At 40.6% G+C, this 13326-nt stretch carries 15 protein-coding genes and 1 riboswitch; of the genes, 13 read left to right on the top strand and 2 right to left on the bottom strand.

The window, feature by feature from the left end; all coding sequences use genetic code 11:
- Window positions 1-99: 99 nt before the first annotated feature.
- The 5 genes from RI196_RS12050 to lysA all read left to right on the top strand — a co-directional run bounded on the left by RI196_RS12050 (window position 100) and on the right by lysA (window position 5102).
- Entirely contained in the window at window positions 100-717 is a 618-nt protein-coding gene (locus tag RI196_RS12050) for a stage V sporulation protein AA (protein ID WP_063388643.1), read from the top strand.
- Window positions 707-1129 (top strand): stage V sporulation protein AB, encoded by a 423-nt coding sequence (locus RI196_RS12045; RefSeq protein WP_063388663.1) that lies wholly within the window; start codon window positions 707-709, stop codon window positions 1127-1129. The genes RI196_RS12050 and RI196_RS12045 overlap by 11 nt, the downstream gene beginning before the upstream one ends.
- Before the next feature lie 37 nt (window positions 1130-1166).
- Entirely contained in the window at window positions 1167-2174 is a 1008-nt protein-coding gene (spoVAD, locus tag RI196_RS12040; protein WP_063388662.1) for a stage V sporulation protein AD, read from the top strand.
- A gap of 55 nt (window positions 2175-2229) precedes the next feature.
- On the top strand, window positions 2230-3705 hold the full coding sequence (locus RI196_RS12035) for a spore germination protein (protein ID WP_130157487.1): 1476 nt from the start codon (window positions 2230-2232) through the stop codon (window positions 3703-3705).
- Window positions 3706-3779: 74 nt separating this feature from the next.
- Window positions 3780-5102 (top strand): diaminopimelate decarboxylase, encoded by a 1323-nt coding sequence (lysA, locus tag RI196_RS12030; RefSeq protein ID WP_311066293.1) that lies wholly within the window; start codon window positions 3780-3782, stop codon window positions 5100-5102.
- Between the two features lie 43 nt (window positions 5103-5145).
- Here the strand turns inward: lysA and RI196_RS12025 are convergent, their stop codons facing one another.
- Window positions 5146-6012 (bottom strand): DUF1002 domain-containing protein, encoded by an 867-nt coding sequence (locus RI196_RS12025; protein ID WP_094246160.1) that lies wholly within the window; start codon window positions 6010-6012, stop codon window positions 5146-5148.
- Window positions 6013-6175: 163 nt separating this feature from the next.
- Between RI196_RS12025 and RI196_RS12020 the strand changes: the two genes are divergently transcribed.
- The 6 genes from RI196_RS12020 to RI196_RS11995 all read left to right on the top strand — a co-directional run bounded on the left by RI196_RS12020 (window position 6176) and on the right by RI196_RS11995 (window position 11237).
- Window positions 6176-6613, top strand: coding sequence for a peptidylprolyl isomerase (locus RI196_RS12020; RefSeq protein ID WP_063388640.1), 438 nt, complete (start codon window positions 6176-6178; stop codon window positions 6611-6613).
- Window positions 6614-7005: 392 nt separating this feature from the next.
- Window positions 7006-7157: riboswitch (FMN riboswitch) on the top strand.
- Between the two features lie 152 nt (window positions 7158-7309).
- A complete protein-coding gene (gene ribD / locus RI196_RS12015) occupies window positions 7310-8425 on the top strand; it encodes a bifunctional diaminohydroxyphosphoribosylaminopyrimidine deaminase/5-amino-6-(5-phosphoribosylamino)uracil reductase RibD (RefSeq protein WP_311066292.1) in 1116 nt (371 codons plus the stop codon).
- Window positions 8398-9042, top strand: coding sequence for a riboflavin synthase (gene ribE / locus RI196_RS12010; protein WP_311066291.1), 645 nt, complete (start codon window positions 8398-8400; stop codon window positions 9040-9042). Before ribD ends, ribE begins: the two co-directional genes overlap by 28 nt.
- A 13-nt stretch (window positions 9043-9055) precedes the next feature.
- Window positions 9056-10249, top strand: coding sequence for a bifunctional 3,4-dihydroxy-2-butanone-4-phosphate synthase/GTP cyclohydrolase II (locus RI196_RS12005; protein ID WP_063388637.1), 1194 nt, complete (start codon window positions 9056-9058; stop codon window positions 10247-10249).
- A 21-nt stretch (window positions 10250-10270) separates the two neighbouring features.
- Window positions 10271-10741 carry a 6,7-dimethyl-8-ribityllumazine synthase gene (gene ribH / locus RI196_RS12000; RefSeq protein ID WP_063388660.1) on the top strand — a complete coding sequence of 157 codons (471 nt, stop codon included), beginning with the start codon at window positions 10271-10273 and terminating at the stop codon, window positions 10739-10741.
- Window positions 10742-10868: 127 nt separating this feature from the next.
- A complete protein-coding gene (locus tag RI196_RS11995) occupies window positions 10869-11237 on the top strand; it encodes a GNAT family N-acetyltransferase (RefSeq protein WP_063388636.1) in 369 nt (122 codons plus the stop codon).
- Here the strand turns inward: RI196_RS11995 and RI196_RS11990 are convergent, their stop codons facing one another.
- Entirely contained in the window at window positions 11238-11762 is a 525-nt protein-coding gene (locus tag RI196_RS11990; protein WP_311066290.1) for a DUF309 domain-containing protein, read from the bottom strand.
- A gap of 184 nt (window positions 11763-11946) precedes the next feature.
- Between RI196_RS11990 and RI196_RS11985 the strand changes: the two genes are divergently transcribed.
- Window positions 11947-12711: a segregation/condensation protein A gene (locus RI196_RS11985; protein WP_063388634.1), complete on the top strand. Its 765-nt coding sequence runs from the start codon at window positions 11947-11949 to the stop codon at window positions 12709-12711.
- Complete coding sequence (gene scpB, locus RI196_RS11980) at window positions 12692-13276, top strand: SMC-Scp complex subunit ScpB (RefSeq protein ID WP_311066289.1); 585 nt, start codon at window positions 12692-12694, stop codon at window positions 13274-13276. Before RI196_RS11985 ends, scpB begins: the two co-directional genes overlap by 20 nt.
- Window positions 13277-13326: the final 50 nt, after the last annotated feature.

Below are 13326 nucleotides of genomic sequence, written 5' to 3'. Positions count from 1 at the left end.
CTTTGGTCTTTTTTTGTGGAAATAAATGGTCTTGATCATTTTGCATGAGGGAGTGGCGAACGTTTCATACTATTAGAAAAAAGTAGGATGTGACAGGGCGTGAATAAAACGGTTTATGTGCGTCTAAAGCATCGTATTCAGGCAAAACCGAACGAAAGGATCACGCTTAACAAAATCGCGAAAATAATTGCAGACGAAGCGTTAATCAGCAAAATGGGGGATCAAATCATTCATCAAATTCAATCAAAAGATAAAACATATGTTGTCATTGATGTCATCAACGTCATAGAAAAAATCCAATCCATTGATCCTTCCCTTGATGTCCAACCTGTTGGGCCGACGCAAACAATTGTTGAAATTCAAAATCATCGAAAAAAATTTGCTCCCGTCCTTTTTTTTCTTGTATGGCTGTTATTATTTGTCGGATCGGCTTTAACGATTATGAACTTTCATGAAGATGTCAGCATGCAGCGGATGCATCGCAATTTGTATCAGTTTTTCACTGGCAATAAGATCGATAAGCCGTTAATTTTGCAAATCCCCTACTCCATCGGTTTGGGGCTGGGAATGGTTCTGTTTTTTAATCACGTTTTTAAAAAGAAATTTAATGAAGAGCCGAGTCCGTTGGAAGTCGAGATTTTTAATTATCAAATGGATCTCGACCAATACATCGCCATAAACGAAAACAAAGAAAGCGTGAAAAATGATGATGATTAAATGGTTCATGCTTTTGTTTACGGGGTTTGCAGGGGGCTTGGCTGTCGGGTGTGGATTTGTTGCGTTTTTATCTGTTCTCGGAATCATTCCAAGACTCATGCAGCTGACGAAGACAATAAAATGGATTCGTTTGTATGAATGGGCTGTTATTCTTGGCGCCGTGTCCGGCGGTTGGTTCAGCCTCTCTCCCGTCTATTTGCATGCTTCGCATTATTGGTTTATCCCGATCGGTCTCCTTTACGGAATATTTGTCGGAATGCTTGCAGCAGCATTAACAGAAGTGCTGAATGTATTTCCGATATTAGCGAAAAGGATCGGCATTGATGACAAAATCGTTATGTTGATGATGGCGATCGTTTTAGGAAAAATTTGCGGCTCTTTGTTTCATTGGCTTTATTTTGCTGGTCTGTAAAGGCAATTTGTCATATGATCGGAGGAAACATAGCATGATGCGGTTAACGGGAAAGCAAACATGGGTGTTTCAACATAAATTGTTTGTCAATAAAACGGCAACTGTCGTTGGGCCGAAGGAAGCGAAAGGACCGCTTAAGGAAACATTTGATGCTCATTTTGATGATATGTACTGCGGTGCGCCGTCTTGGGAATTGGCCGAGCGGAATTTAATGGAGCAGGCGATCAGCCGCTGTTTAAAAAAAGCTGAATTAAAGGAAGAGGATATTGATTTGTTTTTGGCGGGGGATTTATTGAACCAAAATGCTACATCGAACTATACAGCTAGAATGCTCAATATTCCGCTGTTATGTATGTACGGGGCCTGTTCGACTTCAATGGAAACAGTCGCTGCGGCATGCGCGCTGATCGATGGGGGGTTCGCGAACAAAATTATCGCTGCCACAAGCAGCCATTATGGCGCAGCTGAAAAGCAGTTTCGGCATCCAACGAATTTCGGCGGACAAAAGCCAGAAACAGCGACGACAACCGTAACAGGGGCAGGTGCTGTATTAATCAGCAAAGACGAAAGTGAGATTGCCATAACGGCTGCAACGATCGGCAAGGTGATCGATGTTGGCAGGAAAAACCCTTATGATATGGGGTCCGCAATGGCGCCGGCAGCTGCAGATACAATTAAGCAGCACTTTCGTGATTTAAATCGGACTCCTTCTGACTACGATTTAATTCTTACCGGCGATCTTTCGGGAGTCGGCAGTCCGAAGCTGAAGGAATTATTGCTTGAGGATGGGTACGACATCCGAGGCAACCATTCAGATTGCGGACTGTTAATTTTTCATCCAGCACAAAGAGCATTTGCCGGCGGGAGCGGATGTGCTTGTTCAGCAGTTGTAACTTACGGTCACATATTCCAAGAAATGAAAAAAGGAAATTTAAAACGAGTATTGATGGTGGCAACCGGGGCTCTGTTAAGTAAAACGATGATCAAGCTGAACGAATCGATCCCGGCCATAGCTCACGGAGTAGTTTTTGAAAGACAGAGATAGAAAGGTGGGAAAAGGTGAGCTGAACATGAATGATGAAGAGAAAGGATTCGATAGCATGACGAAATTAACCGATCAAGAAAAAAGTCAAATCTCTCCCAAGCTGCAAGATACCGAAAAATTTTTTCGAGATCATATTGGCTTAGGAACAAGCTTTGATTTAGGCGTGCGCAAATTTATGCTTCTCGGAAAACAAGTGCATTTATATTATGTGACAGGACTTTGCGATTCACTTTATGTCATCGAACTGATCAAGGAGCTTTTGAAAATCAATGATCATGAAACGGAAGCCAATCGTTTAAAGGAAATTGTCAAAAACCGTCTCGTTCATCAGCAAGTAACATTGGTTCAAACGCTTGATGAAGCAGTCGATCAAGTGTTGTCAGGCTTAGTCGTTTTTTTTGTCGAAGACAGCGATTTTGCTTTTGTTGTCGATGTCCGCAACTATCCTGGAAGACAGCCGGAAGAGCCGGATACGGAAAAAGTGATTCGCGGCGCACGTGACGGTTTTGTGGAAAATATCGTTGTCAACACGGGACTGATTCGGAGAAGAATAAGGGACGAACGTCTGAGATATGAAATCATGAAAATCGGCGAGCGATCAAAAACCGACATTGCGATCGCGTATTTGGAAGATGTGGCGGATCCAGGATTAATTGAAGTGATCAAAAAGGAGTTAAAAACGATAAAGATTGACGGGCTTCCAATGGCAGATAAAACAATTGAAGAATTTTTAGTAAAGCAAGGCTTTAATCCGTTTCCGCTTGTCCGCTATACGGAAAGAGCGGATGTCGCTGCAACTCATTTGCTGGAAGGACATGTCATTATTCTTGTTGACACGTCCCCGAGTGTCATTATTACGCCAACTACTTTTTTTCACCATGTTCAGCACGCCGAAGAATACCGTCAGGCGCCAGCGGCCGGAACGTTTGTTAGATGGGTGCGCTTTTTTGGCATGCTAGCTTCTATTTATTTGCTTCCTCTTTGGATGCTGTATGTAGTGCAGCCGTCTTTACTGCCGGAGGCTATATCTTACATCGGACCAAACAAAGAAAAAAATATTCCGATTGTTGTTCAAATTTTTCTTGCTGACATAGGGATTGAGCTTTTAAGAATGGCAGCCATTCATACACCGACAGCTCTTTCAGTGGCGATGGGTTTAATTGCAGCAGTTCTCATAGGACAAATTGCCATCGATGTCGGTTTGTTTTCGCCGGAAGTTATTTTGTACGTTTCCATTGCGGCGGTCGGTACTTTTGCAACCCCGAGCTATGAATTGAGCGTAGCCAATAAAATCGTTCGTTTTGTATTGCTGCTATTAGTAGTGATCTTTAAAGTGCCCGGATTAGTGATCGGCTGCACACTGTTCATCCTTTTCCTTGCCAGCATTCGATCGTTAAATACGCCTTATTTATGGCCGTTTATCCCTTTTAATCCTCAAGCCTTTTGGCAGATCATCGTCAGGTCGTCGGTGCCTCATATAAAAGTAAGGCCAAGCATTGTTCATCCGCAGAACGTAAAAAAGCAGCCTTAAAAAAATTTGAAAGAGAAAATGTTTTATGGTAATGTATTTTTAACTTTTACGTTCACGAAAGCGGGGGCTAGTCTTTGTATTTACAGGGAACAAGTAAAATCAACCAGTTAGGGCATTTAGAAATCGGCGGTGTCGATACAGTTGAACTTGTCAAACAGTATGGGACACCGTTATATGTATACGATGTCGCACTCATTCGCGAACGAGCCCGTTCTTTTAAAAATACATTTGAATCATTAGGAGTTCCATATCAAGTTGCTTATGCAAGCAAAGCCTTTTCTTCCATTGCAATGGTGCAGCTTGCAAATGAGGAAGGGCTTTCTCTTGATGTCGTTTCAGGCGGTGAACTGTATACGGCATTAAAAGCAGGATTTCCTCCGGAAAAAATTCATTTTCATGGAAACAATAAAAGCATCGACGAGCTTGCAATGGCTCTGGAGGCAAATATCGGTTGCATTGTGATTGATAATTTTTATGAAATTGATGTTTTATCTTCTCTTTGCCGGCAAATGAATAAAAAAGTTGCGGTATTGCTTCGCGTTACACCGGGCGTCGAGGCACATACACATGATTACATTACAACCGGGCAGGAAGATTCGAAATTTGGATTCGACCTTCATAATGGTCAAATCGAAAAAGCGATTGAGCTTGTAAAAAATCAATCGCATTTACAGCTATTAGGAATCCATTGCCATATCGGTTCGCAAATTTTTGGCACTGAAGGATTTGTTTTAGCAGCAGGAAAGATTTTTGGGAAAATTTCTATTTGGAAAGAGAAGTTTCAGTTTGTTCCGAAAGTTGTAAACTTAGGGGGAGGATTCGGAATTCGATATACGAAAGAGGATGATCCTCTGCCAATGAATGTATATGTTGAAAAAATGGTGGAAGTTGTGAAAGGACACTCTGAGAAGCTTCAAATTTCTCTCCCTGAAATATGGATTGAGCCAGGACGCTCTCTCGTCGGGGATGCAGGAACAACCTTGTACTCGATAGGATCTCAAAAGGTCGTCCCTAACATTCGCAAATATGTTGCGGTGGACGGAGGCATGAGCGACAACATCCGGCCTGCTTTGTACCAGGCAAAATACGAGGGGGCTCTTGCCAACCGGATGAATGACGAATGTTCTGAGACTGTATCGATTGCAGGAAAATGCTGCGAAAGCGGGGACATGCTCATTTGGGATTTATCCCTTCCTACCGTAAAAGCAGGCGATATATTAGCTGTTTTTTGCACGGGAGCTTACGGATATTCTATGGCAAATAATTATAACCGGATCGCTCGGCCTGCTGTTGTATTTGTTGAAAACGGCGAAGCGAGACTTGTCGTCAAAAGGGAAACATACGAGGATTTAGTCAGTCTTGATTTGCCTTTAAAAGCGGAAGTCGGTCAACCGTAAACGAAAAACGGCGTCTCAACATTAGTTGAAGACGCCGTTTTCATTATTGGAAAAACGATGCGATGGCATCAATGATCGAAGAAAAGAATTCTTTCAATTTTTGCAAAAAGCTTTGTCCTTCTTCGGATTCGAGAAATTTAGAAATTTTGTCTTTTGCTTTGTCAAGCTGGTTTCCGACTTCATCCCAATTGATATTGACGTTAATCATATTGTTAAATAAGAGGATTAAATTGTTTATATCATCTTCGGAAAGATTTATTTGCAAATCTTTTGCTGCTTGTTCAATCATTTCTCTTAACTCTTGGTCATTTTTCGGAACGCCGTTTTCGGACATCTGTTCTTTTACTTTTGCAATTAATGCCGAAGCATTTTCGTCACCAATCTTATCTCCAAGCTTTGCTGTTTCCACCAGCTCTTGGTTGGCGACCTGTTTCACGTCTTCAGGGATCGCTTTATCAGTCGAAACTTCATAAGCTTTTATTAACCCTGTTAAAGCGGCTGTTCCGGAAACTTCAAAAGGCGCGGTGACATAAACATTTGCATCTTTGACACCAGCTGTCATGAGCGCATTTAAGTACATTTCATCCGTGACCCAGTTTATGTTGTTTGTTTGGACTTCTAAACCAGATCCCTTTTTCTCAATTTGTATTTTGGAAGAAGAAATCGCTTTTGAACCGATTTGCGCTTTCGGAATATAATCCCCTAAATATTTGTGCTCCTCTTCGTTTGTCACGGTGACCGTTTGCACGTTATCTGGTACGTCCATTTCCTTTAAGAGATCCTGCTTTTGCTGCTCCGTTAAATCGCTGCCTAACGTGACAATAACATCTCCAACAACAGAATCAGCAAAACTAGTAGTTGGTGTTGCCAACCCAATAGCAAGTAATATGGATAAAACGATTTTTTTCATCACTTAACCTCCTAAGCGAACATGACTTCGAATATATGATATAGAGTGCAAAAACTTTCAACCATTTAAGACGTATATATATACTAAAACGTTTCATCTGTATTTTATGTTTTACTCTATGATAAAATAAAGAGAAAATTTTTTCATGAAAGGGAGCTGTTTTATGAGCAAAAAAGGCTACATTTTAATGGAAAACGGAGAAAAAATTGAATTTGAGCTTTTTCCGAATGAAGCTCCAAATACAGTGAAGAACTTTGAAAAACTTGCGAATTCAGGCTTTTATGACGGTTTGACTTTTCATCGCGTTATTCCAGGGTTTGTAAGCCAAGGCGGATGTCCGAATGGCAACGGCACTGGTAATGCAGGATATACGATCAAATGCGAAACAGATGGCAATCCGCATAAACATGTAACCGGCGCCATTTCTATGGCTCACGCAGGCAGGGATACAGGCTCTTGTCAATTTTTTATCGTTCATGAACCTCAGCCTCACTTGGATGGAGTTCATACTGTTTTTGGCCAAGTAACTTCAGGCATGGAAACTGTGTTGAGCATGAAAAACGGAGATGTAATGAAAAAAGTAGAAGTGTATGAAAATTAAATTCCTCTTTCAAATAGAAAGGGATGTACAAAATGAGAATGAAAAACTGGATGTTATTTATTGTTCTTGTTGTATTGAGCATTATTTGGGGACTCGTCTATTGGATGTTCATTGCTGACTAGCTGAATACCGCTCAGCTTTAGTTGATAATATAATTCTTGTAGATGCGGTCAAGTGTAGGAGAGAAATAATCGATAAAAAGGCACTTTTTCATATTGGTCAAAGATTGCTTTCTTGACAGAAGACCGTTTGAAGGGAGATAATAGTAAAATAATTGGCTGTTTTCTTCAGCTTTGTTTCTTTTTCAAAAACTCGTGAATGCTTCAAAATGGAAGGTGGGAAGCAAGAGGAAGCAGCCGTTTTTCCCATTGAAAATAACATAAAATGAATGATGCATCCTTCGGGGCAGGGTGAAATTCCCGACCGGCGGTGATAAAAGCTTTTAAGCTTTTTTAGCCCGTGACCCGCATTGGCGGAACGCCTTTGCGGTGGATCTGGTGAAAATCCAGAGCCGACAGTATAGTCTGGATGGGAGAAGGATCACTTTTGAAGGTGAGGAGTATAAACTGTTCAAAAAGAACAGATTTTATACTCTTATTTGAGTATACCTTCTTTTCGTTAAAGTGATCATCAAGCCCTGGGGGAACAAACCCGGGGCTTTTGTTTTGAAATCAACAAAAGGGAGGTGTGTCCTTCATGAATGACGAAAAATGGATGGAATTTGCCTTTCAGCTAGCGAAACAAGCAATCGGCCAAACGAGCCCTAACCCGTTGGTGGGAGCGGTCGTTGTGAAGGATGGGGAACTGATCGGGTTTGGAGCGCATTTAAAGGCTGGGGAACCCCATGCGGAAGTTCATGCTTTAAATATGGCTGGGGAAAAGGCAAAAGGTGCAACGCTGTACGTCACGCTTGAACCTTGCAGCCATTTTGGCAAAACTCCTCCCTGCTCTGAGCTTATTATCAAAAGAGGGATTAAACGGGTCGTTGTAGCTGCTTTGGATCCGAATCCTCTCGTAAGTGGACGCGGTGTGAAAGCTTTGCAAGATGCTGGAATCGATGTGGAAGCCGGGATATTGCAAAAAAATGGACATGAACTTAACAAAGTTTTCTTTCATTACATTCAAACAAACACTCCGTTTGTCACATTAAAATATGCCGCAACATTCGATGGGAAAATTGCTACAAAAACAGGTGACAGCAAGTGGATTACCGGAGAGGAAGCAAGACAGGATGTGCACCGTTACAGAGAAATACACGACGGCATTTTAGTGGGTGTTAATACAATTATAAAAGACAATCCAAGTCTGACTTGTCGGCTGCCGGATCGCAAACGAACACCGATACGGATTATTTTAGATACCCATCTGCGAATTCCGCTGGATGCCAATGTGATAACTGACAAGGAAGCAGAAACTTGGGTCATTTGCCAAGATGGGGATCTCAATAAAAAAGCGGAACTGAAAAAATTAGGAATAGAAGTGTTGACTTTACATGATCAATGGAATATCCCAAATATTTTAAAAATATTAGGCGAGCGAGGCATCACCTCCCTGTTCGTTGAAGGAGGAGCAAGAGTCCATGCTTCATTTTTAAAAGCGGAAGCGGTGAATGAATTAATCGTGTATTTTGCACCCAAAATATTGGGGGACCCTGAAGGAATATCAGCCGTCATGGGCGATGAAGCATTAAAGATGAGCATGGCACATTCATTTGAAATTCAGTCCGTTACGAAAATAGGAGAAGATGTGAAAATTGTCTCCGTTCCGAAAAGAGGTGGACAAGATTGTTTACTGGAATCATTGAAGAAATAGGGGAAATCAAATCAGTAAAAGGAACGAATCAAGCAGTAATTTTAGAAATTTATGCAAAAAACATTTTGCAAGATGTAAAAATAGGCGACAGCATTGCCGTCAACGGAGTCTGTTTAACGGTCACCGACTTTGAATCGAATTATTTTTCTGTGGATGTCATGCCTGAGACGATGGCGGCAACGACATTAGGTACATTAAAAACCGGATCAAAGGTGAATTTGGAAAGGGCAATGGCTGTTGGCGACCGATTTGGCGGCCACATCGTTTCAGGACATGTTGATGGCGTTGGCACGATCGTCAAAAAAGAAAGAAAGGAAAATGCTGTTTATTATCAAATTAAAGCTCCTAAAGATTTGCTTTGTTACATGATATTAAAAGGTTCAGTTGCAGTTGACGGAACGAGTTTAACCATTTTTGGCTTAACAGAACAAACCTTTACGATTTCGATTATTCCTCACACATATTCAGAAACAATTATTGGGGAAAAGGAGATTGGCGATAAGGTCAATATTGAATGTGATTTGATCGGGAAATATTTAGAAAAGTTTGCTCGCAAAGAGGCGCCAACCGGAATTACCGTTGATTTTTTGCAAAAGCACGGTTTTTACAGTGAATAGAGGTGATAGAATAATGTTTCATTCCATTGAGGATGCCATCGCAGATTTAAAACAGGGGAAAGTGATCATTGTCGTGGATGATGAGAATCGGGAAAACGAAGGAGATTTTGTCGGTCTAGCTGAGTTTTCCACCCCTGAAATGATCAATTTTATGATTTCGAAAGGAAAAGGTCTCGTTTGTGTGCCGATCACGGAATCGTTAGCGCACCGTTTGCAGCTTCACCCTATGGTAGCGGAAAATACAGATTTGCACCAAACCGCGTTTACTGTCAGCATCGATCATCAAACAACAACGACGGGAATCAGCGCATATGAGCGAGCTAAAACGATTCAGTCGCTCATTCAGCCGGATGCAAGGGCGGAGGATTTTAAAAGACCCGGACATGTTTTCCCGTTGATTGCAAAGAACGAAGGAGTATTAAAAAGAGCCGGCCACACGGAAGCAGCCGTTGATTTGGCAAAGCTGGCAGGATGCTTTCCAGCTGGCGTCATTTGTGAAATTATTAATGAAGACGGAACAATGGCTCGGGTTCCTCAATTAAAAGAAATAGCGGAACAATACAATTTAAAAATGATCACGATTCAAGATTTAATTCAATACCGCAGAAAACGGGAGGAATTAATCAAAAAAGAAGTGGAAATCGAGCTTCCGACAGGTTTTGGCCGTTTTAAAGCCATCGGTTATACCAGCTTGTATGATGGAAAAGAGCATATTGCGCTGGTGAAGGGTGAAATTAAGCCGGAGCATCCCGTTTTAGTTAGAATCCATTCAGAATGCCTGACAGGAGACGTCTTTCATTCTCACAGATGCGACTGCGGCCCGCAGCTTCATTCTGCATTGAGTGAAATTGAAAAAGAAGGAAGCGGAATTTTGCTCTATTTGCGCCAAGAAGGCAGGGGGATCGGGCTAATAAATAAATTGAAAGCATATAAGCTTCAAGAAAAAGGTTATGATACGGTCGAAGCAAATGAGGAGCTCGGCTTTCAGCCGGATCAAAGAGAATATGCTGTTGCAGCACAGATGCTGAAGGATATTGGAGCCAAGTCTATTCGTTTAATGACAAACAATCCGAGAAAAATGAAAGAAATGCAAGAATACGGACTTGAAATATTGGAGCGGGTTCCAATTGAAATACCGGCAAACAAGGATAATGAAAAATATTTGAAAACAAAAAAATCGAAACTAGGACATCTACTTCATATTTAGCGGGAGGTTATACTAATGAGCATAAACAAAATTGAAGGACATTTAGTCGGAAAAGATTTGAAAATCGGAATTGTCGTATCAAGATTTAATGAATTTATTACAAGCAAGCTGTTAAGCGGAGCAATCGATGCCCTCATCCGCCACGGCGTTTCGGAAAGCGACATTGATGTTGCATGGGTTCCGGGGGCTTTTGAAATCCCGCTTGTATCCAAAAAACTGGCTGAGTCCAAAAAATACGATGCGGTCATTGCCTTAGGAACAGTTATCCGTGGATCCACTACGCATTACGATTACGTATGCAATGAAGCGGCAAAAGGGATTGCGAACGCTTCTCTGCAAACAGGAGTGCCGGTAATATTTGGCGTCGTCACGACGGAAAATATCGAGCAAGCGATTGAACGAGCAGGAACGAAAGCGGGCAATAAAGGCTGGGACGCAGCACTATCGGCAATTGAAATGGCAAATTTAATCAAATCCCTCGCCCAACTTTAAAGAAAACAGTTTAAAATTCATAAGAAAATGTATATAATGTTAAGAGCAATATGATAAATGGGATTCAACACTAGTTGCCCATAAAATCTTTCTTGAAAGAATGTTATATATTAACGAGGGATCCAGCATGTTAGTTCGATATAAGAAAGCTTTTGAAAAAATTGCGATGGGGCTTCTTTCCTTTATGCCGAGTGAAAAGGATTTAAAGCAGCTCCAGCAAACGATGAAAACGTATGAAAATGACGAAAATTGGCAGCTTTTCTTATGGAAGGAAGAAGATGTTATCGGAGTGATCGGCGTTGAATTGAAAGATAAAGGAATAGTGGAAATTCAGCATATTTGCGTAAACCCGTCCCATCGTCATGAAGGAATCGGCAAAAAAATGATCAATGCCGTAAAAGAGCTATATAAAGATAAACATGTTATTCCTAGCGAACAAATTCAATCCTTTTTTGAAAAATGCGACCATGAACAATTGGAAAAAGAAGAGAGCTGATCACTCTCTTCTTTTTCTTTTTTTATGCCAATTTTTCAATCTCTCCTCAATGATGTCCGTTCGATCCCTTGTTTTATGTTTATGTATTAAAAAAACGTTTGAAATATCGCTAGGCTCACCGAACGTTTTTCCTCGTTCCTTTGCCGTTGTTAAGCAAATTTCGTAAAGGTTTTGATCAAAAATCGGCAGCTGAATGCTTTTATATGGTTCTCTTTTTTGAATTCGACCAAAAGTGTCTTGTAAAATATGTAAGAGCTGTTCATCATCCAAACCGAGTTTGTTAAGAGACGCCGTTTCATTTTTTAAAATGCGAATAGCATTTTTCATCATCCGCTCAGCACCATTGAAATTTTTTCTCCTGTAATGATAAAAGCTAACGGCAATTTGTATGAGCCCGACCCAGATTTGTTTTCTCTCTTCTTTAGGATCTTTTTTCCACAATTCTTCTAAAATTTCATGACATTCAAAATAATCCCGGTCACAATGAAAATGATATAAAAACTCAATATATTCAGGTGGGTACATGTTGAGAAAACTCCTTTTTTCTACTATATATGTTATAGTTTATGAAAATGGCTGCAAAAAAGAAAGTATTCATGCCTGATTTAAAAATAAACAAAAATGAGCTTTGTTGAAAAAGAGTATTGGATGTATTTTTCTATTGGTCTATACTAAAAATTAGCCATTTATCGAGGGTGATGATCAGGTAATGTATCTAGTAAAGTTAGAAGCTTTTGAAGGTCCGTTAGATTTGCTTTTGCATTTAATTCATCGTTTAGAAATTGATATATATGATATCCCTGTCAGCGAAATAACAGAACAGTATATGGAATATATTCACACGATGCAGGAGCTTGAGCTGGATGTTGCCAGTGAATATTTAGTGATGGCAGCCACATTATTGTCGATTAAAAGCAAAATGCTCCTTCCAAGACAGGAGGAAGAGTGGTCAGACGAGGAAATCATCGAAGAAGAGCAGTCCGATCCGAGAGATGAGCTTGTTACCCGTTTAATTGAATACAAGAAATATAAAGAAGCGGCAGTAAAGCTGAAAGAACTGGAAAGTGAACGGGCGCTTGTCTATACGAAGCCTCCAAGCGACTTGAGCGAATATTTGGAGGAAAAAGAGCCGATTTTGCAAAAAGGAAACGTAACGGTTTATGATATGATCGCTGCCTTTCAAAAAATGCTAAAACGAAAAAAAATTGAAAAGCCAATCGAACGAACCGTAGCAAAAGAAGAAATCCCGATCGAAAAACGAATGAAGGAAATGATCATGGAGCTGAAGGCATCGAAAAAGAAAAAGGAGTTTCACGATTTCTTTCCAGCTGACAGGAAGGATTATATGGTCGTGACTTTTTTAGCTTTGCTTCAGCTGATGAAAAATGAATACGTTCATGTAGAGCAAGAACATAATTTTTCAGAAATTTATATTTACGGGAGTGAAAAGCTGCATGAGTTTAGGGATTATTGAATGGAAATCCATTTTGGAAGGGCTCTTATTTGCGGCTGGGGACGAAGGCCTTTCCATCAAGCAATTAACTTCCGTTCTTGAAATTGACGAAGCAACGGTTTTAAGTATTATTGAAGATTTAAAAGAGGAATACCAAAAAAAAGAACGGGGGATCGACCTTGTAGAAGTAGCAGGGGTTTATCAGTTCACAACCAAAAAGGAGCATGCACCATATTTAAAGCGGCTGATGGAAACTCCTATGAACCAATCACTCTCTCAGGCTGCGCTTGAAACATTGGCCATTATCGCTTATAAACAGCCGATTACCCGGATTGAAATAGAAGAAATTAGAGGGGTAAAGTCAGAAAGGCCGATCCGGACCCTTTTAGCGAAAGGGCTTATTCAAGAAGTCGGCAGAGAAGAGGGAGTGGGAAGAGCTATTTTATACGGAACGACAAAAGAGTTTCTTGAATATTTCGGATTAAAAACGATCGAAGAATTGCCTTCATTGACAGAGATCGAGAATGAAGAGCATTTTATTCAAGAAGAGGCAGATTTATTCTTTGAAAAATTAAATAACTTGTAAGTCGTCTCAGGCGGCAGTCTGAGACTTATTTTTATTTCACATTCTTTCAA

This window comes from Aeribacillus composti (genome assembly GCF_031760945.1).
GTDB lineage: Bacteria > Bacillota > Bacilli > Bacillales > Aeribacillaceae > Aeribacillus > Aeribacillus composti.
This window is presented reverse-complemented; position numbering and strand designations above follow the sequence as displayed.

Excerpts from the sequence above, each read along its gene's own strand:
- RI196_RS12035 (WP_130157487.1), top strand. The coding sequence starts at position 2,230 with ATGACGAAATTAACCGATCAAGAAAAAAGTCAAATCTCTCCCAAGCTG.
- scpB (WP_311066289.1), top strand. The coding sequence starts at position 12,692 with ATGAGTTTAGGGATTATTGAATGGAAATCCATTTTGGAAGGGCTCTTA.
- ribD (WP_311066292.1), top strand. The coding sequence starts at position 7,310 with ATGAATGACGAAAAATGGATGGAATTTGCCTTTCAGCTAGCGAAACAA.
- RI196_RS11995 (WP_063388636.1), top strand. The coding sequence starts at position 10,869 with ATGTTAGTTCGATATAAGAAAGCTTTTGAAAAAATTGCGATGGGGCTT.
- RI196_RS12005 (WP_063388637.1), top strand. The coding sequence starts at position 9,056 with ATGTTTCATTCCATTGAGGATGCCATCGCAGATTTAAAACAGGGGAAA.
- RI196_RS12045 (WP_063388663.1), top strand. The coding sequence starts at position 707 with ATGATGATTAAATGGTTCATGCTTTTGTTTACGGGGTTTGCAGGGGGC.
- spoVAD (WP_063388662.1), top strand. The coding sequence starts at position 1,167 with ATGCGGTTAACGGGAAAGCAAACATGGGTGTTTCAACATAAATTGTTT.
- RI196_RS11990 (WP_311066290.1), bottom strand. The coding sequence starts at position 11,762 with ATGTACCCACCTGAATATATTGAGTTTTTATATCATTTTCATTGTGAC.
- RI196_RS12025 (WP_094246160.1), bottom strand. The coding sequence starts at position 6,012 with ATGAAAAAAATCGTTTTATCCATATTACTTGCTATTGGGTTGGCAACA.
- RI196_RS11985 (WP_063388634.1), top strand. The coding sequence starts at position 11,947 with ATGTATCTAGTAAAGTTAGAAGCTTTTGAAGGTCCGTTAGATTTGCTT.
- RI196_RS12020 (WP_063388640.1), top strand. The coding sequence starts at position 6,176 with ATGAGCAAAAAAGGCTACATTTTAATGGAAAACGGAGAAAAAATTGAA.